Origin of the sequence: Acidovorax sp. ACV01 (assembly GCF_014851495.1) — a bacterium.
Taxonomy (GTDB): domain Bacteria; phylum Pseudomonadota; class Gammaproteobacteria; order Burkholderiales; family Burkholderiaceae_C; genus Acidovorax; species Acidovorax radicis.
In genome coordinates this window covers 42,181-64,497 of record NZ_JACUZT010000004.1, presented here as the reverse complement: position 1 = coordinate 64,497, position 22,317 = coordinate 42,181, and the positions used below count along the sequence as shown (strand labels likewise).

At 66.7% G+C, this 22,317-nt stretch carries 15 protein-coding genes and 2 pseudogenes; 7 read left to right on the top strand and 10 right to left on the bottom strand.

All coding sequences use genetic code 11. From position 1 onward, the window contains the following. Nucleotides 1–54: 54 nt before the first annotated feature. A pseudogene (locus IB243_RS12885) lies at nucleotides 55–762 on the bottom strand (GNAT family N-acetyltransferase); the annotation flags it as partial. 138 nt (nucleotides 763–900) lie between these two features. Here IB243_RS12885 and IB243_RS12880 point away from each other — a divergent pair. Next, nucleotides 901–2,397 (top strand): annotated as a pseudogene (locus IB243_RS12880) (PLP-dependent aminotransferase family protein). 13 nt (nucleotides 2,398–2,410) lie between these two features. Here IB243_RS12880 and IB243_RS12875 read toward each other — a convergent pair. Genes IB243_RS12875 through IB243_RS12860 form a run of 4 tightly spaced genes read right to left on the bottom strand, consistent with a single transcriptional unit; the run spans nucleotide 2,411 to nucleotide 7,117 of the window. Next, complete coding sequence (locus tag IB243_RS12875) at nucleotides 2,411–3,646, bottom strand: ArgE/DapE family deacylase (RefSeq protein WP_192427513.1); 1,236 nt, start codon at nucleotides 3,644–3,646, stop codon at nucleotides 2,411–2,413. Further along, on the bottom strand, nucleotides 3,643–5,421 hold the full coding sequence (gene uraD / locus IB243_RS12870) for a 2-oxo-4-hydroxy-4-carboxy-5-ureidoimidazoline decarboxylase (protein WP_192427511.1): 1,779 nt from the start codon (nucleotides 5,419–5,421) through the stop codon (nucleotides 3,643–3,645). The genes IB243_RS12875 and uraD overlap by 4 nt, the downstream gene beginning before the upstream one ends. Before the next feature lie 2 nt (nucleotides 5,422–5,423). Next, nucleotides 5,424–6,407 carry an allantoinase PuuE gene (gene puuE, locus IB243_RS12865; RefSeq protein ID WP_192427509.1) on the bottom strand — a complete coding sequence of 328 codons (984 nt, stop codon included), beginning with the start codon at nucleotides 6,405–6,407 and terminating at the stop codon, nucleotides 5,424–5,426. 41 nt (nucleotides 6,408–6,448) lie between these two features. Then, entirely contained in the window at nucleotides 6,449–7,117 is a 669-nt protein-coding gene (locus IB243_RS12860) for a GntR family transcriptional regulator (RefSeq protein ID WP_057228665.1), read from the bottom strand. 108 nt (nucleotides 7,118–7,225) lie between these two features. On the opposite strand from IB243_RS12860, the gene uraH reads away from it, so the two are divergent. After that, nucleotides 7,226–7,576, top strand: coding sequence for a hydroxyisourate hydrolase (uraH, locus tag IB243_RS12855; RefSeq protein ID WP_192427507.1), 351 nt, complete (start codon nucleotides 7,226–7,228; stop codon nucleotides 7,574–7,576). Between the two features lie 27 nt (nucleotides 7,577–7,603). Here the strand turns inward: uraH and IB243_RS12850 are convergent, their stop codons facing one another. Beyond that, a complete protein-coding gene (locus IB243_RS12850) occupies nucleotides 7,604–8,083 on the bottom strand; it encodes an energy transducer TonB (RefSeq protein ID WP_192428027.1) in 480 nt (159 codons plus the stop codon). Nucleotides 8,084–8,214: 131 nt separating this feature from the next. On the opposite strand from IB243_RS12850, the gene xdhC reads away from it, so the two are divergent. Both xdhC and IB243_RS12840 read left to right on the top strand, forming a co-directional pair. After that, on the top strand, nucleotides 8,215–9,051 hold the full coding sequence (gene xdhC, locus IB243_RS12845; RefSeq protein WP_192427505.1) for a xanthine dehydrogenase accessory protein XdhC: 837 nt from the start codon (nucleotides 8,215–8,217) through the stop codon (nucleotides 9,049–9,051). A gap of 242 nt (nucleotides 9,052–9,293) precedes the next feature. Further along, entirely contained in the window at nucleotides 9,294–10,565 is a 1,272-nt protein-coding gene (locus IB243_RS12840) for a urate hydroxylase PuuD (RefSeq protein ID WP_192427503.1), read from the top strand. A gap of 51 nt (nucleotides 10,566–10,616) precedes the next feature. Here the strand turns inward: IB243_RS12840 and IB243_RS12835 are convergent, their stop codons facing one another. Continuing rightward, nucleotides 10,617–11,000: a RidA family protein gene (locus tag IB243_RS12835; protein WP_192427501.1), complete on the bottom strand. Its 384-nt coding sequence runs from the start codon at nucleotides 10,998–11,000 to the stop codon at nucleotides 10,617–10,619. An 892-nt stretch (nucleotides 11,001–11,892) separates the two neighbouring features. After that, nucleotides 11,893–13,737 carry a phosphodiesterase gene (locus IB243_RS12830; protein WP_192428025.1) on the bottom strand — a complete coding sequence of 615 codons (1,845 nt, stop codon included), beginning with the start codon at nucleotides 13,735–13,737 and terminating at the stop codon, nucleotides 11,893–11,895. A gap of 269 nt (nucleotides 13,738–14,006) precedes the next feature. Between IB243_RS12830 and IB243_RS12825 the strand changes: the two genes are divergently transcribed. Then, a complete protein-coding gene (locus IB243_RS12825; protein WP_010461669.1) occupies nucleotides 14,007–14,630 on the top strand; it encodes a Crp/Fnr family transcriptional regulator in 624 nt (207 codons plus the stop codon). Between the two features lie 317 nt (nucleotides 14,631–14,947). Further along, nucleotides 14,948–17,056 (top strand): diguanylate cyclase, encoded by a 2,109-nt coding sequence (locus IB243_RS12820; protein WP_057272161.1) that lies wholly within the window; start codon nucleotides 14,948–14,950, stop codon nucleotides 17,054–17,056. A 190-nt stretch (nucleotides 17,057–17,246) separates the two neighbouring features. Here the strand turns inward: IB243_RS12820 and xdhB are convergent, their stop codons facing one another. Continuing rightward, the gene (gene xdhB / locus IB243_RS12815; protein ID WP_192427499.1) at nucleotides 17,247–19,679 is read right to left on the bottom strand and encodes a xanthine dehydrogenase molybdopterin binding subunit; all 2,433 of its coding nucleotides are present in this window, start codon (nucleotides 19,677–19,679) and stop codon (nucleotides 17,247–17,249) included. Continuing rightward, a complete protein-coding gene (xdhA, locus tag IB243_RS12810) occupies nucleotides 19,676–21,184 on the bottom strand; it encodes a xanthine dehydrogenase small subunit (protein ID WP_192427497.1) in 1,509 nt (502 codons plus the stop codon). Before xdhA ends, xdhB begins: the two co-directional genes overlap by 4 nt. A 191-nt stretch (nucleotides 21,185–21,375) precedes the next feature. Here xdhA and IB243_RS12805 point away from each other — a divergent pair, with 191 nt between their 5' ends. Continuing rightward, on the top strand, nucleotides 21,376–22,308 hold the full coding sequence (locus tag IB243_RS12805) for a LysR family transcriptional regulator (protein ID WP_029413848.1): 933 nt from the start codon (nucleotides 21,376–21,378) through the stop codon (nucleotides 22,306–22,308). Nucleotides 22,309–22,317 lie beyond the last annotated feature (9 nt).

The window sequence follows — 22,317 nt, the reverse complement described above, 5'->3', positions numbered from 1 at the left end:
GGGCCGCACTTCTCGATGCCTTCAGCGCGGTGGTTGCGAAGCCCCTGGGCCCAGTGATTCGCGCACCTGGGTCAGCGAGCGCCGCTGGCGCCCCTGTGCATCCTGGTTGTCGTCCGACAGCCAGGCCTCGAACGCCTGCCGCAAACCGGGCCATTCGGTGTCGATGATGGAAAACCAGGCGGTGTCGCGGTTGCGGCCCTTGTAGACCACGGCCTGGCGGAAGACGCCCTCGAACTGGAAACCCAGGCGCGCGGCCGTGCGCCGCGAAGGGGCGTTGAGGCTGTCGCACTTCCACTCGTAGCGGCGGTAGCCCAGTGTGTCGAACACATAGGCCATGAGTAGGAACTGCGCCTCGGTGGAGGCGGGGGTTTGCTGGAGCAGGGGTGAGAACATCACGTTGCCCACCTCGATCACGCCGTGGGTGGGGTCGATGCGCATCAGCGCCAGCGTGCCCACGGCCTTGCCTGTGGCCCGGTCCACCACGGCGAAGTGGCGCGGGTCGGTGCTCTGTGCGGCGCTCTGTGCATAGCGGTGGTAGTCCTCGGGCGTGTCGAATGGGCCGATGAACATGTAGGTCCAGGCGCGCGGGTCTGGCGCGAGCCGGTAGGCCGTGTCCAGGTCGGCCGCGTGGCGGTCAACCCGCAGCGGCTCCAGCCGGCAGTGGCGGCCCACCAGGGTGACGCCGGCGGGTTGGGGGCGGGGTGTACAGCCGGGCACGGGAGCGCCGATGGGCTGGGCGAAATCATTCATGAAGGTGGACATGGAATTGCGCGGTCGAAGGGGCAAGAGAGAGATCGAGCGTGTGACTTTAGGATTCTTGTGGACCATTCAAAAGATCCACTCGTGCACAATCTGATGGTGCCACCGGGGTTGCTATCTGGTGGCTTTTCACAGGCCACCATGATCCAACGCCTCCCTGCCATCGACCCCGTCCGCCATGTCCTGCTGGAAGCCCCGCTGGTACGCGACCGGCAGGGCGACTCGCTGCAGCGCCAGCTCCTGGCCCGCATCCGCAATGCCATCCTGGATGGGCGCTTCCCCTCGGGCTGCCGCCTGCCGGGGTCGCGGGATCTGGCGACGGACCTGGGCGTTTCGCGCAACAGCGTGACAGCGGTCTATGAGCAGCTGGGGGCCGAGGGCTACATCGAGCTGAGCCGCCGGGGCACCAAGGTGTCCGCGCTGGACCGCAGCCGTGCCCGAGGCCATACGGACCCCGCACGCGCTGTGCCGCCGCGCCTGTCCGAGCGCGGCACGCGGGTGGTCAGCCGCTTTGCCGATGCGGCCGAGACCCTGGCTTTCAGGCCGGGCGTGCCGGCGCTGGCGCGGTTCCCCCTGAGTGCCTGGAAGAGCTGTTTTGACCGCGCCTTCAAGGCGTCCGGCGTGTCGGCCCTGGGCTATGGCAATCCGGCGGGCGAAGCCGCCTTGCGGGGCGCCATCATGCGGCACCTTGCGGTGGCGCGCGGGGTGCGCTGCGAGGAGGGGCAGGTGGTCATCACCGAAGGTGCGCAGGAGGCGCTGAACCTGTGTGTGCGGCTGGTGGCCAACCCGGGTGACACGGCCTGGGTGGAGGACCCGGGCTACCGGGGGGCGCAGACGGCGTTCCAGTGTGGGGACCTGCGGGTGGCGCCTTTGCGGGTCGATGGTGCTGGCCTGGTGGTGCCTGCCGATGCCTAGACGGCAGCGCCGCCCCGGCTCATCTACACCACGCCGTCGCACCAGTACCCCACGGGCGGGGTGCTGCCCGTGGCCCGCAGGCTGGCGCTGATCCGCCAGGCGCAGGCCTGTGGCGCCTGGATCATCGAGGATGACTACGACAGTGAATTTCGCCATGCGGGCGAGTTGATCGGTGCCATGCAGGGCCTGGTGCCTGAAGCGCCGGTGATGTACGTGGGCACGTTCAGCAAGACGCTGTTCCCATCGTTGCGGCTCGGGTTTGTGGTGCTGCCACAGGCCCTGGCGGCCGTGGCCGCACCACTGCTCAGGGAGACGCTGCGCGGCGGACACCGCCACGAGCAGCTGGCGCTGGCGGAGTTCATCGAGAGCGGGCAGTTCAGCCGGCACCTGGGCCGCATGCGGCGCCTGTACCGCAGCCGACAGGCGCTGTTGCGCGACGCATTGGCACAGCACCTGGCTGTGCCACATGGGGTGTTGGGGGGCGACAGCGGCATGCACCTCACGGTGCGCCTGCCGCCCGAATACCCCGACCAGGCGATTGCCGACGCGGCCCGCGCCTACGACATGGCCCCCGCGCCGCTGTCACGCTTTGCCCTGCGCGCACAGCCCGAAGACAACGGCCTGGTGCTGGGCTACGGCAATACGTCCGAATCGCAGTACCCGGCCCTGGTGCAGCGGCTTTCGCGGCTGGCCCAGGCGCAGCGGGCACGGCGCAGCGCCTGAGCGCGAGACCGCATCAGGCGAGCAGGTCGCTCAGCGAGCGCGCGATCACTTTGGTGGCGCGGCGCAGGTCTTCGAGTTGCAGACGCTCGTCGGCACGTTTGGCGTGCGATTCGAGCACGGTGCGCGGGCCCGCGCCGTAGATCACGCCGGGGATGCCGCGCTCCACATACAGGCGCACGTCGGTGTACAGCGGCGTGCCCACGGTGGGCACGGGCTCACCGATCACGGCCTGCGCATGCTTCTGGATGGCGTCCACCAGGGGCTGGTTGCCGGCCAGCGGCGTCATAGCGTTGGCCAGCAGCAGGCGCTTGATCTCCACGCGGATGCCGTCGCGCTCGCCCGCCGCCTGCTCGATGATGCGACGAATGGCGGCTTCCACCTCCACCGGGTTCTCTTCGGGGATCATGCGGCGGTCGAGCTTGAACATGACCTTGCCGGGCACGACGTTGGTGTTGGTGCCGCCCTCGATGCGGCCGACGTTCAGGTACGGGTGCTTGATGCCCGCCACGTTGGAGGTGACCTTCTTGTACTCGTCGTTCTGCGCATACAGCGCGTTCAGGATGTGCACCGCGCCCTGCAGTGCGTCCACGCCGGTGTGGGGCACGGCGGCGTGGGCCATCTTGCCGTGCACGGTCACCTCCATCTGCAGGCAGCCGTTGTGGGCGGTGACCACTTCGTAGCTGAAGCCGGCAGCGATCATCAGGTCGGGCTTGGTTAGCCCCTTTTGCAGCAGCCAGCCGGGGCCCAGTTCGCCGCCAAACTCCTCGTCGTAGGTGAAATGCAGTTCCACAGCGCCCTGCGCGGGCTTGGCGACGGCCTCCAGCGCCCGCACCGCAAAGGTGAAGCTTGCAAAGTCACTCTTGCTCACGGCGGTGGCGCGGCCGTACATGGCGCCGTCCACAATCTCTGCACCATAGGGGTCGTGCGTCCAGCCTTCGCCGGGCGGCACCACATCGCCGTGGGCGTTCAGGGCAATGGTCTTGCCGCCGTCCCCGTACGGCCTGCGCACGATGAGGTTGGTAATGGACTCCATGCCGTAGGCCAACACGTCGGCGGTGGGCACGGCATGTTTCTCGGCCTCGTAGCCAAAGTCCTTCAGCAGCTCGGCGGTGCGCTCGGCGTGGGGCGCGTTGTTGCCGGGTGGCGTGTCAGTGGGCACGCGCACCAGTGCCTGCAAAAAGCGCACTTCCTCGTCAAAGTGCTGGTCGATCCAGGCGTCCAGCGCGGCGTAGTGGTGGGGGGTGGTCATGGTTGTTGTTCCTCTGCAAGTTGGCGCAGCACTTGGGTGAAGGCGTCCACGGCCAGCTGCATGTCGTTGTTGGTGGTGGATTCGAGCGGGTTGTGGCTGATGCCCGAGTTCAGGCCGCGCACGAAGAGCATGGCCTGGGGCATGATTTCGTGCAGCTTCATCGCGTCGTGTCCCGCGCCGCTGGGCATGCGGAACACGGGCACGCCCAGCGTATCCACAGCACGCTCCCAGTGGTGTTGCCAGGCGGGCGCGCTGGGCGCGGCGGCGGCGCGCATGGATTCTTCCAGCGTGTAGCGCAGGCCGCGGCGGGCGGCGATCTTGGCGAGCTGCTCCTTCACGTCGCTCACCAGCGCGTCGCGCTGGGCGTCGGTGGGCGCGCGCAGGTCGAGGCTGAATTGGCAGCGGCCGGGCACTACGTTGATGGAGCCTGCGGGCACCTGCAGCTGGCCGATGGTGCCCACCGAATCGCCGTCCTGCGCCGCACGCTGCTCCACGTACAGCGCCAGTTCCGCCACGGCCACGGCTGCGTCGCGGCGGCGGTCCATGGGGGTGGTGCCCGCGTGGCTGGCCGTGCCAATCATCTCGCACAGAAACCGCACGCTGCCGTTGATGGAGGTGACCACGCCCAGGGGCAGGTCCAGCTCGTTGAGCACCGGGCCCTGCTCGATGTGCACCTCGATGAAGCCCAGGTACTGCGCGGGGTCGCGCTGAAGCTTGGGGATGTCGTCGATGCAAAGGCCCGCGTGCTGCATGGCCGCGCGCATGGTCACGCCGTCCACGTCCTTCTGGTCGAGCCAGGCGGGGTTGAAGTCGCCAATGAGCGCGCCCGAGCCGAGGAAGGTAGCCTTGTAGCGCTGGCCTTCTTCTTCGGCAAAGCCCACCACCTCGATGCCGAAGGGCAGACGCTTGCCGGCGCGGTGCAACTCGCGCACGCAGGCCATGGGCACAAAAATGCCCAGTCGGCCGTCGTACTTGCCGCCGTTGCGCACAGTGTCGTAGTGGCTGCCGGTCATGAGGTAACGCGCGCCTTCCGTGGCGGGGTGGTAGCGGCCCACTACGTTGCCCACGGCGTCGATCTCCACCTCGTCAAAGCCGCAGTCGCGCATCCAGTGGCTGATGCGCTGGGCGCAGGCGCGGTGCGCGTCGGTGAGGTAGGTGACGGTGAGCTGGCCTTTTTCGGCAAAGCCGGGGTCGGAGTGTTCGGCGAGCTTTTCCTGCCAGTCCCACACGTCGTTGCCCAGCACGGGCTCGGCGCCGAACTTGTCGTTCAGGCGGATCTCGGCGATGCGGTGGATGTTGCGCAGGGCCTCGGCTAGCTCAAACTCGGGGTGGTTGTCCAGGCGCCGCGCAAAGGTGTCGATGATCTCCTGCTTGGGCAGGCCCGTGCCGCGCGGCCCGCGCACCGCCAGGATGAACGGGAAGCCGAAGCGCTCGTTGTATGCGGTGTTGAGCGCCTGGATGCGTGCGAACTCCTCGGGCGTGCACTGCGTGAGGCCCGCCTTGCTCTGCTCGTTGGTGGATTCGGCCGTGAGATTCTTCGCCACCATGGCCTTGCCCGCCAGTTCGGGGTGGGCGCGGATCAGCCCGAGCTGCGCGTCCTGGCCCGCCGAGCGCACCACCTGGGCCAGCGCATGCTGCAGGTGGGCCTGCGAGCGAAAGGGGCGCCGGGCCAGCGCCTGCTCGGCGATCCAGGGCGAGTGCTCGTACAGGCCGTCCAGCAGCTGCAGGGCCTCGGCAGGGCTGGCGGCGTTGAGTTGTTCCAGGGTCAGGGCCATGCTCAGCCTGCTTTCTGTGAAGGGTAGGGGTGCGCCTGTTTCCAGTGGCGCGCGATGTCGATGCGGCGGCACACCCACACGTCGCTGTGCTGCTGGATATGGTCCAGGAAACGCTGCAGCGCTGTGATGCGGCCAGGGCGGCCCAGCAGGCGACAGTGCATGCCGATGCTCATCATCTTGGGCGCGTTGTCGCCCGCCGGGTCGCCTTCGGCGTACAGCGCGTCGAAGGTGTCTTTCATGTACTGATAGAACGGGTCGGCGTGCGAATAGCCCTGCGGCAGCGCGAAGCGCATGTCGTTGCAATCGAGCGTGTAGGGAACGATGAGTTGGGGCACGGTGGCTCCATTGCTCTTTTTCACGTCCATCCAGAACGGCAAGTCGTCGCCGTAGTAGTCGCTGTCGTATTCGAAGCCGCCAAAGTCGGCCACCAGGCGGCGGGTGTTGGGGCTGTCGCGGCCGGTGTACCAGCCCAGGCCATGCACATGGCCTTCCGAGCTTCCTCGGGGGCCGGTCATGCGCTGGATGATCTCCATCGCCTCGGCCATGTGGGCGCGCTCGACCTCTTCGGGCACGTGCTGGTAGTGGATCCACTTGAGGCCGTGGCAGGCGATCTCGTGGTCCAGCTGCACGAAGGCCTGGGTGAGCTCGGGGTGGCGCTGCAGCGCGCTCGACACGCCAAACACGGTGAGCGGCAGCTTGCGCTTTTCGAACTCGCGCAGGATGCGCCACACGCCGGCCCGCGAGCCGTACTCGTAGATGCCTTCCATGCTCATGTGCCGCTCGGGGTAGCTCGCGGGGTTGAACATTTCGGACAGGAACTGCTCGCTGCCCGCATCGCCATGCAGCACGGCGTTCTCGCCGCCTTCTTCGTAGTTGAGTACGAACTGCACGGCAATGCGCGCGCCGCCCGGCCACTGCGCGTGGGGCGGGGTCTTGCCGTAGCCGATAAGGTCGCGGGGGTAGGGCTGGGTGGAGTCGTAGATCATGGGCATCGGGGATTCAAGGGGTCATGTCACGGACGGGGATGTCACGCGCTGAGCGCGGCGGCCAGGTCGCTGGCCGGGCGCTTACGGTCGAAGGTCAGGCTGGCTTCCACATGCTCCAGGTGGGCCTGCATGAGTGAGACGGCCAGGGCCTCGTCGCGCGCGGCCAGGGCGGCCACGATGTCGCCATGCTCCTCGTGGGAATGCTCGGCGGCGCTGGCCGACTGGTACATCAGCGTGATGAGCGCGCAGCGCGAGATCAGGTCGCCCAGCATCTGCGCCAGCACCTCGTTGCCCATGAGTTCGGCCATGCGCACATGGAAGTCGCCCAGCAGCTCGGTGCGGCTGCTCGCGTCGGCCGTGCCCATGGCGGCCTTCTCGCTGGCCACATGGGCGCGCAGGGCCTTGATCTTGGCGGGGGTCACGGTTTGCACAAAGGCACGCGTCATCTCGGTTTCGAGCATGCGGCGCACGGCAAACACCTGGCGGGCTTCTTCGACGGAAGGCGTGGAGACAAAAGCGCCGCGCGCGGGCTCCAGCGTGACGAGGCGGTTCTGCGCGAGCTGGAACAGCGCCTGGCGCACCAGCGTGCGCGACACGCCGAAGTGGTCGGCCAGTTTCTGCTCGGCCAGCTTGGTGCCCGGCTGCAGGCGGTGCTCTACGATGGCACGCGTCAACGCGTCGACAATGGCACTGGTGGATGAAGATTCCATGGTGGCATGATACGTTGGAATGGCGAAAAGTGTATACACTTTTGGTCTACACGCTGTGGTCTGGCAATCCTCGCCGATCGGCTGTAAACCCGTTTCAGGAGATTCCCTATGGGATTGAGCACCCACGTTCTCGACACCATGAACGGCTGCCCCGCCGCCGGCATGGAGGTGACGCTGTACTCCACTGAGGGTGACAGCGCTACGCTGATCAAGCGCCTGGTGTTGAACCACGACGGCCGCACCGATGCGCCGCTATTCGACAACGCCAGCCTGCGCACCGGCACCTACCGGCTGCGTTTTGATGTGGCGGGCTACTTCAAGGCCCTGGGCGTGCAACTGCCCGAGCCCAATTTTCTGAACCAGGTGAGCCTGGACTTCGGCATTGCGCATGCCGACCAGCACTACCACGTGCCGTTGCTGGTGAGCCCTTGGAGCTATTCGACCTACCGCGGCTCGTAGGGCGCGAAGCGTCTCAGGGGGATGTACTTAAAGCTGCCCTTCGGTGAGCGTGTCGAGCTGAAAATGCCCGCTTTTGTCCCACAGCCAAGTGTCGGTGTAGGTGACCTTGCCCATGCGCGTGGGCGCCGGGAAGGGCGCTGCAGCGCGCACGGTGCGCTCGATTTCGGCCACCACCTCGGGCGCATGGCGCGGGGCACGCATCCAGCGCAGGCGCGTGACCTTGCCGGTGCGATCGATATCGACCTCCAGCACGCCGATGGCATACAGCATGGGCGGCAGCTTGCCTTTGAACACGCGCTGCGCGTTCAGGCCGTACAGGTGGGTGGCGGCATCCTGCCGGTAGGCGCGTGCGGTGCTGGCTGCAGACGCGCGGGCCGAGCCTGCGGTGGCGGACACAGGCCCCTTGACGCTTGGGGGTTCCGTGCTGGGCATGGTGCTGTCCTGCACATGGGCCGGGGGCTCGGGGGCAGACTTGCAGGCCGCCACCAGCGCCGCAACGGCGGCCATGAGTCCGGCAAGCAGCCAGTGGCTGCGGTGGCTGGAAGAGCGCTCGGTGGGGGTGGGCGGCATGGTGGCTTCTGTGGACTGGAACGAGGCCCCGCAGGGCGGACGACCCTTGATGGCGTGAAGGATCTGGATTGACTGATGTACTTTTACTGCTGGACGGCCTTGCAGCCGCCCCTGCCTGTCTGGTAAGGGTGGAGTCTACCGAAGGCTCGGCCCCGCGTGAACCCGGCGCGTGGATGGCGGTGTTCGCGGACCGCATTGTGGGCACCATTGGCGGTGGCCATCTGGAGCTGCAGGCCATTGCCGAGGCCCGCCGCCGCCTGGGTGGTGGGTCGGGCCCGGCGCAGGTCCGGTCGCCGATGCGTTTTGCGCTGGGCCCGGCACTGGGGCAGTGCTGCGGCGGTGTGGTGCACCTGGGGTTTGAGCGCCTCACGGCGGCCGACCTGGCCCCCGCCGCTGGTTTGCGCGCGCGGCTGACCCCGCGCCAACACCCCGTGGCGCTGTTTGGTGGTGGCCATGTGGGCCATGCGCTGGCGCGGGTGCTGGCGCCCTTGCCCTTTGCGCTGACCTGGATCGACAGCCGGGACGGCATCTTCCCGAGCCCGGCGCCCCAAGGCGTGGTCTGCGAACATTCCGACCCGGTGCAGTTGGCCGTGCCCCGCCTGGCCCCCGGCAGCCGCGTGCTGATCATGAGTTTCAGCCACGCGGAAGACCTGGACGTGGTGGCTGTCTGCCTGCGCCGCCAGCGCGAGCAGGCCGACCTGCCTTTCATCGGGTTGATTGGCAGCAAGACCAAGTGGGCGACTTTTTCCAACCGCTTGCATGGGCGCGGCTTTGCACCGGACGAGCTGGCGCAGGTCACTTGCCCCATCGGCATCCCCGGCATTGAAGGCAAGGAGCCTGACGTGATCGCCGTGGCGGTGGCGGCGCAGCTGCTCCAGACACTGAAGGAGGGAGACCGAGGGTAATTCCGGCCCTTTCTTCCCAAGATCGGGGCTGGAATCTGGAACAAATCCTGCATACACTTTTCAACGATTCATGGGTCGCAGCGGTGCCCCGTCCAGAAACGTTCTTTCTGGCCAAGGTGCGCGACCTCAATTTCTGCTCAGAGCGCCCGCAGTGGTGAGCAGGTTGTAAGAACGTGTTTGCGATCTCGCAGGGGATCGCAAACACGTTCAATGCAGCGCGCCCGCGCTGCCAAGGTTGAGATATGGAAAGCTACTTTCTCGACTGGGCCAACCTGCTTTTGCGCTGGGTCCACGTCATCACCGCCATCGCCTGGATTGGCTCGTCGTTCTACTTCGTCTTTCTGGACAGCAGCCTCACGTCGCCCGAGGACGAAGACTTGAAGAAACAAGGCGTGAGCGGCGAGCTCTGGGCCGTGCACGGCGGCGGGTTCTACCATCCGGTCAAGTTCGCCGTCTCGCCGCCCAAGCTGCCCGGCCAACTGCACTGGTTCTTCTGGGAGAGCTACAGCACCTGGATCAGTGGCTTCGCGTTGTTCACCGTGTCGTACCTCTACAGCGCCAGCACCTACCTCATCGACAAGTCGCGCATGGACTGGGCGCCCGCCACAGCCATCGCGGTGGCGCTCGCGTTCTTCGTCGTGTTCTGGCTGCTCTACGACGCGATCTGCCGCATTTTTGGACAGAAGAAAAACGGCGACGCTATCGTGGGCGCGCTGGTGCTGGTGCTGGTGTGCATCGCCTCGTGGCTGGCCTGCCATTGGTTTGCGGGGCGCGCGGCCTTCTTGCTGGTGGGCGCGATGATCGCCACCGCCATGAGCGCCAACGTGTTCTTCTGGATCATCCCCGGCCAGCGCACGGTGATTGCACAGATCAAGGCCGGCGAGCCCGTGGACCCCATCCACGGCAAACGCGGCAAGCAGCGCAGCGTGCACAACACCTACTTCACGCTGCCCGTGCTGTTTGCGATGCTCAGCAACCACTACAGCTTCACCTGGAGCCATCCGCAGAATTGGCTGGTGCTGATCCTGATGATGTTCGCGGGTGCGGCCATTCGCCAGTTCTTCGTGATGCGCCACGGCTACAAGCTGGGCCGCAACGGCAACCCGCTGCCCTATGCGCTGGTGGGCGTGGCGGTGATCGTGGGCGCCATCGCCTGGATGCGCCCGGCACCCGTCGCCGCTGTTGCAGCCGTGGCCACCCCCGCACCAGCTGCCGGTGTTGCTCCTGTTTCAGGAGCTACCGGGGCAGGAACAGCGGGCGCAGGCGGCCAAATTGACTTCAAATCGGTGCAGGCTGTGCTGGAGCAGCGCTGCTACATGTGCCATGGCGAGCAGGTGCAGATGAAGAACCTGCGGCTTGATTCGCCCGCGCTGGCCCAGCAGCATGCCCAGGCCGTCTACCAGCAGGTGGTGGTACAAAAGCTCATGCCCATGAACAACGCCACGGGCATGACGGATGCCGAGCGTGCGCTGGTCAAGCACTGGTTCGAGGCAGGGGCGCCCACGGGGCCTTGAGGGTTGCGGAGTGCAGCGTCACTCTGCGCTCAAGCGAAGCCGTGCAGACTCCTAGCCCTTGACGACGGTGGCGTCGATCTCCACCACCTGCCCCGGGTATCCCAGGCGGGCGACACCCAAGAGCGTTGCCGGAGGCACTTGCCCGCCAAAGTACTCGGCCACGGCACCCCAGGCGGCTGAAAGGTCGGCCTGTTCGCCGACGACGTAGACAACAAGGCGGCGAATGTCTGGTATGGCAAACCTGTGAACAGCCAGGACCTTGCTCAAATTCGCCAGGCACTGCGATGCCTGGGCGCACGGATCTCCGGGCGCCACGATCGAGCCATCGGAGGCTTGCGGCACCTGGCCCGCAAGGAAAAGGTGGCTTCCAACGCGCTGCGCGTACTGATAGTGCGGTGTACTTGGCAGGCCTGCAGCGATTTCGGCTTCGTTCATGGGTGGTGCAGAGGGAGATGTGGCGCGAGTTCTTTTGTGGCGCCTAGCGTTTGGCATGAGGCTTAGGCCTCGTCATTGCTGGTGCTCAGTCATGGGCCTGATGCTCAAGTTGGTACCACTGCTCACCCTCTGGCGCCCGGTTGGACACCAGACTGACAGAGAACTTTGCAGCTGAACGCAGTATTGGTTGGGGTCGCGGACTGGTCCGTGAGCTGAAGTCGCCATTCCACCTCCGATGGTGCTCCACGTGCACGACTGTGGAGTTTGATCGGAATACCAGGACGAATTCGCCTTCAGTCACTTCGGCAGGCAGTGTCATGCGGCACTTGAGCCAGCCAAGTTGCAACGCCCTGCAGTTGCTCTCGCGGGTTGAGTTCGGGCCAAAGGTGAACAATTCACTCCAGTCCAGTGGGAGTACGCTTGCCAGATCTACCTCGTGGACTTTCTCGGATCGAACCGGCTTTCCGAGGGCTGTGCTGAACTCACCTGCTGGCTCGGCAGTGGTACAGGCGACGAGTATTGCGAGGACGCTCACAAGCGCGATGGCTCTTGCGGAATTCAGGATGGGTCGCATGGAGGTCTAACGTGATGCATCCTGCAAACCTAGCGAAACAAGCTGGGCAGTGCGGGGTCTTCTGGACACGGATTTCTTATGGAAGTGGCTTGCAGCCTGGGATTGCGGAAGGTACTCAGATAAAGAAACTCCGCGAAATACGGCACGCCTCAGCCGGGCAAACTATAGCCTGCGAGATTGAAAGGCAGAGTGACCAAGACTCCCGCTTGAGCCGCGCAAAGAGCCAATGAACCGATGTGGCGGCGCTCATAGGCGCGCTAGAGGTCGAGGCGAACTGGCTTGCAGCGTGAATCGCCCAGTCCCTACACCCGACGGAAACTACGCCGCCAACACATCCTGCAGCGCCCGCGTGGCGGCCAGCGCGCCCAGGCTGGATTCGGTGAAGCCGCCGTGCAGCACCACACCGGTGGCGGCCAGTTTGGCCTCGTGTTTGGCCACGGCGGCCAGGTTGGCCACTTCTTCGGCGTGCCGGAAGCGCCCGGGCGTGATGCGCACGGCACCAATGGCTAACGTGGTGCACGGAAAGAACCGCCGCACGCCATGCCGGTCTTCTGCGTGGATGCCGCCCGCCAGCCGGGCGCCGTCGTCAAACAGCGTGACGGCCTCGCGTGCGAACTCGTCCACGATGTTCTTGCAGCGCTGCAGCCAGTTGCTGCTCTGAAAGATCAGCATGAAATCGTCCCCACCCACATGGCCCACGAAGTCGCGGCGCGCGTCGCAGTGGGCCGTGGCAAGGCGCGCCACCAGGCGGATCATCTGGTCGCCGCGCCAGTAACCGTAGTGGTCATTGAAGGGCTTGAAGTTGTTCAGGTCGGCATAGCAGGCCACAAACTCGGTGCCGCTTTCCAGCAGGCGCTGCATGTGCAGGCTGATGGGGATGTTGCCGGGCAGAAAGGTCAGCGGGTTGGCGTGCCGCGCGGCTTCGATGCGGGTTTCGGTCACGGCGCGCACCAGCTGGTCGCCCGTGCCCAGGCCCAGGTAGCGGCCGTTGTCGGTCACGATGTAGCCGTCGCTCAGGTAGCGCTGGTCCTGCGAGGTGAGGATGCCCACCAGCTGGTCCACGTCGCAGTCCAGCTCCACCACCCGCGGCGCCTGGTTGGCGAATGCCAGGCACGATTTGCGGCCATGCACTTCGCGGAAGTATAGCGTGGCGTAGTGGTTCATGAACTGCTGGCGGTTGATGAGTGCCACGGGGCGCGTGCCGTCCACCACGGCCAGCGCATGCAGGTCGGTGTGCTGGTGGAAGATCGCGGCCACCGCATCGTTGCTGGTGGCGGGCGATGCCGTGGGGGCCTGCACCACCAGCAGGCTGCGCAGAATGCCGGGGCGTGCCGTCTGGCCCAGGTAGGGCAGCACGGCCACGCGGCGATCCTGCATCACGTCCAGCGCGGGGCCATCGACGGCCTCGCGCGGCGCCCTGGCCGGGCGGCCCAGCAGCCATCCCTGGCCGTAAGGAACGTCCAGGTCGCGCAGTGCGCGCAGGTCGTCGCGTGTCTCGATGCCTTCGGCAATCAGCTTGGTGCCAAACACATGGGCGATGCCCTTGATCGCCTGCAGCATCTGCAGGTTCTCGGGCTGGTTGCTGATGTCGCGGATGAAATACTTGTCGATCTTCACGAAGTCGGGCTTGACCTCGGACCACAGTCGCAGGCTGGAGCGGCCGTCGCCAAAGTCGTCCAGCGCCAGCCGCGCGCCGCAGGCGTGCACGGCCTTGATGGCCTGGCGCAGCTGGGGCATGTCGGTCACGCGTTCGTGTTCGGTGATCTCCAGCACCAGCATGCGGGCGCTCACGCCAAAGCTGCGCACCGTCTCCCCCAGCATCGGTGCGCCCACCAGGGCCACGCCGTGCACCAGCGCGTCGGCGCTGATATTCACGAACACGCGGCCTGGCGCCTCCTGCTCCCCCCACTGCTGCAGGGCGGTGAACACGCACAGCAGCTCGAAGTCCTGCAGGATGTGTTCGCTCCGGGCCAGCTCCAGCAAGGCATCGGGGGTATGCAAAGGGGTGCCCTGCGGTCCCCGGATCAGGGCTTCATGGGCGTACACACTGCCTTCGCGCAGATCGGCGAGAGGCTGAAAAACGCAGTGCAATCCCCCTGCGCGCATGAGTTGTGCCAGGGGCCCCGTGCCATGGCGCGCAGCCGGGGACAGCAAGGCCATCATGGCCTCCAGTCGGCTCCAAGGGGGGTTGTGCGTCACGGTGGGTCGGTGGTCTCTGGGCAAGGTGTCCACCATACCGGCGGGGTGTGACAACCTGGTTACACACTGTTTCGAATGGCTGCTCCATCCTTTTGCCGGGTTGGGGGGTGAAGAGGGCGCTCCCGCGGCTTTCTGTGCGTTGGCGCAATCCCCGGGCGGTGCGGCGCTGCCGCGAGGGCGCGGTTTGATCTTGCTCAATGCCCGGCGTGCCGGGGCGCGGCACAGTCCGTTCCATGCTGCCCTCTACCTATTTCTCACTGCCCGCCGAAACCGAGGTCCTTGCCGCCGGTGAAGTGCTGCGCAGGCGCAACGAGGTGCTGACATCCGTGCTGCACCTGGAAAGTGGCCGCGTGCTGCGCGGCGTGCTGGACGATGGCTACCTGCGCCACCAATTGGGGGCCGTGGAAGGGCCGTTCTGGCTGGACGCCGCGTCGGCCCTGATGGGCATGCCGCTGCCAGTGGACATGGTGGCCGACACCCGCGTGCAGGTGCGCCGCCTGCCGATTGAGGAGTTTCGCCGCAGCCTCGCAGAAATGCCGGCGGGTGCCCGGGGCCTGTTGCTCGACATGGCGCAGGGTTACCGCCAGCAGTCCGAGCTGGCGGTGAGCCGCCTTGCGCAGGATGCCGAATCGCGCTGCGCGCAGTGGCTGCTCAAACATGCCGAGCCCGACCACAGCGGCACCATGCAGGTCACGCTGCACCAGCGCAAGCGCCTGATTGCGGCGCAACTCGGCATCGCCCCCGAGACCTTCTCGCGCGTGCTGCGCCATCTGCGGGAGCTGGGCCTCATCCACGGGACGGGCAACGTCCTGAACCTGCCCCAGCCCCGGGCGCTGCAGTCCATGGCCGGTTGCTGAACTGAACCCAGCGTGGATGGCTTCGACGCCGCGCGAAAAATAGCGCGCACCGCCCTCGCTACTGGCGCGCTGTCCGTCAGCGCACCCGTGGAACTGGCTTTGCCAGGCCACTGGGTGCGTCCCCCTCCGGGGGAAGCCGCGCAGCGGCTCAGGGGGGCTTCCTTGTCAGGGTTTGTCCTTGGGTTTCACTGAGGGTTCCACCCAAGCCCCGGGCTGCAGGGGCTGCGTATATTTGTTGGGACCTGTCCGGTTTGACCTGTCCCCATGCCCAACGCCACCTTATTGCGCCCGCTTGGCGCCCCCCGCGCGGAGTGTCCATGACGCCCCCGACCCACCCCGTGCCGCCACAGGACGCACCGGGCTGGTGGATGCCTGGGGCGTTGGTGCTGCGGCTGGTGCTGGTGGCGGTGCTGGCCGTGGGGTTGTCCGGGGCGGTGTCGGCGTGGTTGGTCACGCGCGCTTCGGGGCAGGAGGCCATGCGGCGCGTCGTCAGCCAGCAGACGGATGAGGTGGAGGTTGTCGCCCGCCTGCTCGCCAGCAAGATCGAACAGAGCCAGAAGGTGCTGCGCACCGTGGCCGCTGGCATCACGCCGGGCATGCTCGAATCTCCCTCCACCCTGGAATGGCTGCTGCAGCAGGGCCTGCCCGCCGTGCAATTCTTTGATGCGATGCAGGTGGCCCGCGACAACGGCGAACTGCGGTTGAACCTGCGCGGGGGGCGACTGGACAAGGCCTCCAACCTGGACCCGGCCGAGCGCGATGCGTTGCGCCGCACCCTCATCGACGGCAAGCCGCTGGTGTCCGAACTGATCGCAGGGCGCACCAGCGATGCACGTGTGATGTTCACCATGCCACTGCACCGCGAAGATGGCACCGTGCTGGGCGTGGTGGCCGGTGCGTTGCGCCTGCAGTCGCAGGGGCTGTTGCCGCCGTCCATGACGCTGCCGGCGCGCGATGATTCGCGGCTCCTCGTTTTCACGCGCGACGGCACCATCCTGTCGCATTCGGACCCGGCACGCATCATGGGCAAGGTGAGCGATGAGGCAGGGCTTGCGCCCGTTTACAGCCGCTGGCTGGACCAGGCACAGCCCGTGGTGGGGCGGGGGACGACCCATCTGGAGGCCCAGCACATCGTCAGCATGGCGGGCATGCCGCTGCCGCAGTGGATCGTGGCGCGGGTCAGCCCCTCGCAGGCGCTGCTGGCGCCGCTGCAGGGAGCGCAACGTGAAGCCTGGTGGCTGGCTGCTGCCAGCATGGCGCTGTGCATGCTGCTCGTGGCCGTGCTCATGGCCTGGATGGCGCAGCCGTTGGCACAGCTCACCCACAGTGCCCGCCAGATGCTGCGGCGTGGCGCCCGGCCTGGCCCGCTGCAGGACCACATCGCCTGGCCACGTGCGGGCGGCGAGGTGGGCGAACTGGTGCGCATGTTCCAGGGCATGGTGCAGCAGGGCAGCCTGCAGCAACAGCACAAGGCCACGCTGGATGGGCAGTTCCAGGCCGTGCTGGACAGCGCCTCCGTGGGCATCGTCATCTCGCGCCATGGCATTCTGGAGGTGGTGAGCCGCCAGGCCTGCCTGATGCTGGGCTACACCGAGGGCGAGTTGCAAGGCCACCCCGCCCGCGCCCTGTATGCCAACGATGCCGAATACGACCGCATCGGCGAGCGTGTGCAGGCCGAGTTTGCCGCACATGGCGTCTTCGATGGCGATGTCTGCTTCATGCGCAAGGACGGCTCGCCCGTGTGGGCCCGTGTGCAGGGCCGTGGCGTCCGGCGCGACGAGATGGAGGGCGGCACCGTCTGGATCCTGGAGGACATCACCGCAGCGCGCGAGGCGCAGATGCAGCAGGCGTGGGAGCGCACGCACGATGCGCTGACGCGGCTCTACAACCGCAATGCCTTTGACGAGCGCTTGGGCCTGCTGCTGGCCGAACGCTCGGCGCGCCCGCGTGCGCCGGATGCACAGAGCAGCGAAATTGCCGGGGACGGCGTGGTGCTGTTTCTGGACCTGGACCATTTCACCGTGGTCAATGACATCGCCGGCCATGACGCCGGCGACGATGTGCTGCGCCACGTGGCCCGCTTGCTCGAATCCCAGGTGCGCCAGATCGGCTGGGCCGCGCGGCTGGGCGGCGACGAGTTTGCGGTGGTGCTGCCCGGCTGCGCGCTGGCACGCGGCCAGGCCGTGGCCGAGCAATTGCGCGCGTCGGTCCAGGCCTGGGAGCCGTCGTACCAGGGGCGCAGCTTCACGCTGGGGGTGAGCATCGGGCTTGTGGTGCTCGATGCGAGTCTGCAGGACGTGCCCTCGGTGCTGTATGCGGCCGACATGGCGTGCTACGACGCCAAGCGCGCAGGGCGCAACCGGGTGGAGACACGCCATGCGAGCCAGGCCACGGCTTCAGGGCGCATGGCGCTGGGGCCTGCTTGAGGAGTTTTTTGCCGCTGGCGCTTGTTGGATATGCGTTGGTAGCTATTGTTTTTGTAGTGAATGGCGTGCCTGGCGGGATGGCGGGCGCTGGGGCAAATCCCAGGCTCCGTCACTTCAGCCAGAGACTTTGGTTGCTGCAAAAAATATAGCTAATGGCGCTTTCCCAATAAGCGACAGGGCCTGAAAAGGCTCAATTTTCCAAACGACCCAAGGCCTTCAGCACATTCTCCGCAGTCGCCGGCGCCGTCAACACCACCGGCGCCGCCGCATCCGCACCCAAGCGCCCCGCCGCCACGGCATTGCGCAGGGCCTCATACACGCCGATCGCCAACATGAACGGTGGTTCGCCCACCGCCTTGCTGCCGCCCACGTTGTCCTCCCGGTTGGCCTCGGGCCACAGTTCCACCTTGAAGTGTTGGGGGATGTCCCCCGTCGCCGGGATCTTGTAGGTGCTCGGTGCGTGCGTTGTCAGGGTGCCCTTGTCGTTCCACACCAGCTGCTCGGTGGTCAGCCAGCCCATGCCTTGGATAAAACCGCCTTCGATCTGACCGATGTCGATGGCCGGGTTGATGCTGTGCCCCACGTCGTGCAGGATGTCCACGCGGGTCACGCGGCTTTCGCCGGTGAGCGTGTCGATGACCACCTCGGAACACGCCGCACCATAGGCAAAGTAGTAAAACGGCCGGCCCGTGAGCGTGGCTTTGTCGTAGTGGATCTTGGGCGTGCGGTAGAAACCGTCGCTCCACAGCTGGATGCGGTTGGCGTAGGCCTCTTTCACCACATCGTCGAACTGCCGCACTTTTTTGGGCGAAATCACCTGTCCGCCCGCGAACTGAATCGCACCCGCGCCGCAGCCATCGAGCCCGCAGACATAGGCCGCCAGGTTGTCGCGCACATGGCGCGCGGCGAACTGCGCGGCACGGCCGTTCAGGTCGGTGCCGCTCGATGCTGCGGTGGCGCTGGCGTTGGGCACCTTGCTGGTGTCGCTGGCGGTGACGAGCACGCGGGAGAGCGGCACGCCCAGCTCGTCGGCCACGATCTGCGCCACCTTGGTGTGCAGGCCCTGGCCCATTTCGGTGCCGCCGTGGTTCACCTGCACGCTGCCGTCGGTGTACACATGCACCAGCGCGCCGGCCTGGTTGAACAGCGTGGCGGTGAAGCTGATGCCGAACTTGACGGGCGTGATGGCCAGCCCGCGTTTGAGCACGGGCTGCTGCGCGTTCCACGCGGCGATTCGGGCCTGGCGCTGGCGGTAGTCGGCGTTGCGTTCCAGCTGGGGCATCAGCGCATGCAGGATGTTGTCCTCCACCGTCATCTGGTAGTGCGTCACATTGCGTCCGTCGGATGCATCCTTGCCGTACAGGTTGGCCAAACGCACGTCCTGCGCATCGCGGCCCAGCGCGCGGGCGATGTCGCCCAGGATGGCCTCGATCACGATCACGCCCTGTGGCCCGCCAAAGCCCCGGAACGCGGTGTGGCTCTGCGTGTTGGTCTTGCAGCGGTACGAGGCGATTTCCACATCGCTGAGGTAGTAGGCGTTGTCGCTGTGGAACACGGCGCGGTCGGCCACGGGGCCCGACAGATCCGCGCTGAAGCCGCAGTTGGCCGCCATCTGGAGCTTGAGGCCCGTGATGCGGCCGGTGTCGTCAAAACCCACGTCGTACTCGTACGCGAAGGGATGGCGTTTGCCGGTGACCATGAAGTCTTCATCGCGGTCCAGCCGCAGCTTGACGGCGCGGCCGAACTTGTTGGCGGCCACGGCGGCCCACACGGCCAGGTGGCCAGCCTGGGTCTCCTTGCCGCCAAAGCCGCCGCCCATGCGCCGGCATTCCACGCGCACAGCGTGGTTGTCCAGCCCCAAGGCGTGCGCCACCCAGTGCTGCACTTCGCCGGGGTGCTGGGTGCTGGAATAGATCCACCACTGCTTTTGCTCCAGTGGCAGTGCGTAGGCGATCTGGCCTTCCAGATAGAAGTGTTCTTGCCCGCCCACCTCGAACGCGCCCTGCAGGCGGTGCGCCGATTGGGCAAGGCCCGTGGTGGCGTCGCCCCGGCGCACGAACACGGGGGGCAGCACGTAGCTCTTGGCCTTCAGCGCGTCGTGCACAGAGAGCACTGCGGGCAGTGGGGTGATGTCGAGCTGCACGGCGCGCACGGCGCGGCGCGCCTGCATCACCGAATCGGCCACCACCAGGCCGATCACCTGTCCGATGTGCTGCACGGTGTCGTGCGCAAACACGGGCTCGTCGTGCGCAAAGGCGGCGAGCAGCTTGTCGCCGGGCACGTCTGCCGCCAGCACCACGCCGCGCACGCCGGGCAGGGCCAGGGCGGCACTGGCGTCGACGCCGTTCAAGGTGCCGTGGGCCACGGTGGAGAGGATGGGCGCGGCGTACAACGTGCCCTTCACCTCCGGCAGGTCGTCGATGTAGTGGGCCGCACCGGCTACCTGGGCGCGGGCGCTTTCGTGGACGTGCGACTGGCCCATGGCGCGGGTGCTGGCAGGTGCGCTGGGCTGCGGGGCTGCCAGGGGTTCGGCGGCGTGGGCATCGGCGGCAGCAGCCACGGGGCTGTCCACGGCATCGCGGCTCACGGGCAGGCCGCCGGGCAAGGTTTCGCGCTGGTTCATACGGCTTCCTCCAGGCGGAAGTTCTCTACGCTCACCGCCTCTTCGCCCTGGCTCTCCAGCCAGAAGCGCTGCAGCAGGCTGGCCAGCACCGTGCGGCGGTAGGCACCGCTGGCACGCATGTCCGAGATGGGGTTGAACTCGCCCTGCAGCGCTTGCGCGGCGCGGGCAATGGTGTCGGCGTTCCACGGCTGGCCGGTCAGCGCGGCTTCGGTCTGGCGGGCGCGGGCCGGGGTGGCGGCCACGCCACCCGCGCCGATACTGGCGCGGCGCACCACGTCGGCTTCGATATCGAGGTTGATGACAAGGCAGACGGCAGAAATATCGTCGTCGAAGCGCTTGGAAATCTTGTAAGCCCGAAGCACTTCCGTGACCCCCGGCCTGGGCACCACGATGCGCGCCAGCAGTTCGTCCGGCGCCATCACGTTTTGCCGGTAGCCGGTGTACAGGTCTTCCAGCGCCATGGCGCGTTCGCCGCGCACGCTGGCCAGCACCACCTGGGCGCGCAGGGCGATCAAGAGCGGCATCGAGTCGCCTATGGGCGAGCCGTTGGCCACATTGCCCCCCAGCGTGCCCGAGTTGCGCACGGGCAGGCCCGCAAAGCGCGTGGCAAAGGTGTGCAGCTGCGGCCACTGGGCCGTCAGTGCCGCAAAGGCGTCGGTCAGGGTGACGGCGGCGCCGAGGGTGATGTGGTGCGCGTCCTGCTGAACCTGCCGCAGCTCGGCCACGCGGGTCACGTCCAGGATGCTTTCGTATTGCTTGTGTTGCTTGGTCACCCACAGGCCCACGTCGGTGCAACCTGCCACCACCTGCGCCGCAGGGTGTTCCGCCCGCGCGGCCAGTAGATCGGTGAGCGTGGTGGGCGAAATATAAGAAGAATTGGCCTCTGGCACTGGATGGTGAAGCGCGAGCAGCTCCAATTTTTGTAGCAAAACAGGTTCGTTCACCACCATCGCGGGCAGGGCGGCCATGTGCTGCGCGGCGTCCAGGATGGGGCGGTAGCCAGTGCAGCGGCACAGGTTGCCGGAGAGTTCTTCCTGCGCCAGTTCGCGGGTGATGGGCTGGCCTTGGCGGACATGCTTCTGGTACATGCCAAAGAGGCTCATGACGAAACCGGGGGTGCAGAAGCCGCATTGGGATCCATGGCACTGGACCATCGCTTCCTGAGCGGGATGCAAGGTGATGGATTGCCTAGCAGCGGGGGCTGCATCGCCCACCGGCTGGATCAGCGGGTCTTCCGCCAAGTCCTCCACCGTCCACAGCGCCATGCCGTGGACCGAATGTGCCAGCCGGATGCAGCTGTTCACCGCGCTGTAGTGCACCTTGCCGTCCCGCGCCTCGCCCAGCACCACGGTGCAGGCGCCGCAGTCGCCTTCGCCGCAGCCTTCCTTGGTGCCGGTGTGGCCCAGGTCTTCGCGCAGCACCTCCAGCAGCGTGCGGTCGGGTGGTACATTGCCCAGCGCCACGGGCTGGCCGCGGCGCAGGAATTGCAAGGTTTGGGTGGTCATGACGGAGGCCGCTTCTTCGATTGCTATCAATTCATGAGGACTTACGCACATCGGGATGCAACGGCTGCATTGCCTTGGAGCGATGCGGCTTGCCTGAGCCCTGTTTTGCGCAAGTCGTGTTCATCAGAGGGTAGGGCGCCCAATGGCCGCCAGCATAAGTACAAGCTTATGACATCAATGCACGCACTGCTATGAGAGACCACGCCCTTTTCGACAAGATAGACCTCCATCTCATAAGGGTCTTGCACACCGTGCTCACTGAACGCAGCGTATCGAGGGCCGCCGTCCGCCTGGGCATGCACCAGCCGGCGGTGTCGGCTGCGCTCAAGCGCCTGCGCGACCTGGCGGGCGACCCGCTGCTGGTGCGCTCGGGCGCCAGCATGATGCCCACCGATGCCGCGCTGCGCATGGTGGAGCCCGCCGGTGCCATCCTGCGATCGGCCGAGGCGCTGTTCTCGGATGCGCGCGGGTTCGACCCCCGCACCTCTACCCGCACCTTCCGCGTGGCCGCCAGCGACTATCTGGACCCGCTCTTCCTGCCCCAGCTGGTGGCACGCCTCAAGGTCGAGGCCCCTTTGTGCCCCATCGAGATCCTGCCCCTGTCGGCCGACACGCACTACCACGCGCACCTGGCGCAGGGCGAGGTGGATGTGGTCATCGGCAACTGGCCCCAGCCGCCGGACGACCTGCACATGGGCCGCCTGTTTGGCGACGAGGTGGTGTGCCTGGTCGGCAAGGACCACCCCGCCGTGCGGCGCGGCTGGGACGTGGAAAGCTGGCTGGCGGCCGAGCACATTGCCCCCACCCCCACCCACCCCGGTGCTCGCGGGGTGATCGACGCCCACCTGGACAGTCTGGGCATGCAGCGCCACATCACGGCGCGCTGCGCGCATTTCAGCCTCATCCCCAGCATCGTGGCATCGAGCTTGCTTGTGCTGACCACGGGCCGCCAGTACTGCGAGCGGTATGTGGACCAGCTGCCCCTGGCCATCCTGCCGTGCCCGGTGCCGTTTCCCCGGCTCATGTACTACCAGCTCTGGCATGCGCGCACGCACCACTCGGCGGCGGCGGCCTGGCTGCGCGACTGTGTGAAGAATGTGGCTGCTTCGCTACGAAAAGAATAGCTGCTGACG

What these genes read in the sequence shown, in the direction of transcription:
- IB243_RS12875 (WP_192427513.1), bottom strand. Translation starts at nt 3,646, where the DNA reads ATGACCACCCCCCACCACTACGCCGCGCTGGACGCCTGGATCGACCAG.
- uraD (WP_192427511.1), bottom strand. Translation starts at nt 5,421, where the DNA reads ATGGCCCTGACCCTGGAACAACTCAACGCCGCCAGCCCTGCCGAGGCC.
- puuE (WP_192427509.1), bottom strand. Translation starts at nt 6,407, where the DNA reads ATGATCTACGACTCCACCCAGCCCTACCCCCGCGACCTTATCGGCTAC.
- IB243_RS12860 (WP_057228665.1), bottom strand. Translation starts at nt 7,117, where the DNA reads ATGGAATCTTCATCCACCAGTGCCATTGTCGACGCGTTGACGCGTGCC.
- uraH (WP_192427507.1), top strand. Translation starts at nt 7,226, where the DNA reads ATGGGATTGAGCACCCACGTTCTCGACACCATGAACGGCTGCCCCGCC.
- IB243_RS12850 (WP_192428027.1), bottom strand. Translation starts at nt 8,083, where the DNA reads ATGGCCGCCGTTGCGGCGCTGGTGGCGGCCTGCAAGTCTGCCCCCGAG.
- IB243_RS12840 (WP_192427503.1), top strand. Translation starts at nt 9,294, where the DNA reads ATGGAAAGCTACTTTCTCGACTGGGCCAACCTGCTTTTGCGCTGGGTC.
- IB243_RS12835 (WP_192427501.1), bottom strand. Translation starts at nt 11,000, where the DNA reads ATGAACGAAGCCGAAATCGCTGCAGGCCTGCCAAGTACACCGCACTAT.
- IB243_RS12830 (WP_192428025.1), bottom strand. Translation starts at nt 13,737, where the DNA reads ATGATGGCCTTGCTGTCCCCGGCTGCGCGCCATGGCACGGGGCCCCTG.
- IB243_RS12825 (WP_010461669.1), top strand. Translation starts at nt 14,007, where the DNA reads ATGCTGCCCTCTACCTATTTCTCACTGCCCGCCGAAACCGAGGTCCTT.
- IB243_RS12820 (WP_057272161.1), top strand. Translation starts at nt 14,948, where the DNA reads ATGACGCCCCCGACCCACCCCGTGCCGCCACAGGACGCACCGGGCTGG.
- xdhB (WP_192427499.1), bottom strand. Translation starts at nt 19,679, where the DNA reads ATGAACCAGCGCGAAACCTTGCCCGGCGGCCTGCCCGTGAGCCGCGAT.
- xdhA (WP_192427497.1), bottom strand. Translation starts at nt 21,184, where the DNA reads ATGACCACCCAAACCTTGCAATTCCTGCGCCGCGGCCAGCCCGTGGCG.
- IB243_RS12805 (WP_029413848.1), top strand. Translation starts at nt 21,376, where the DNA reads ATGAGAGACCACGCCCTTTTCGACAAGATAGACCTCCATCTCATAAGG.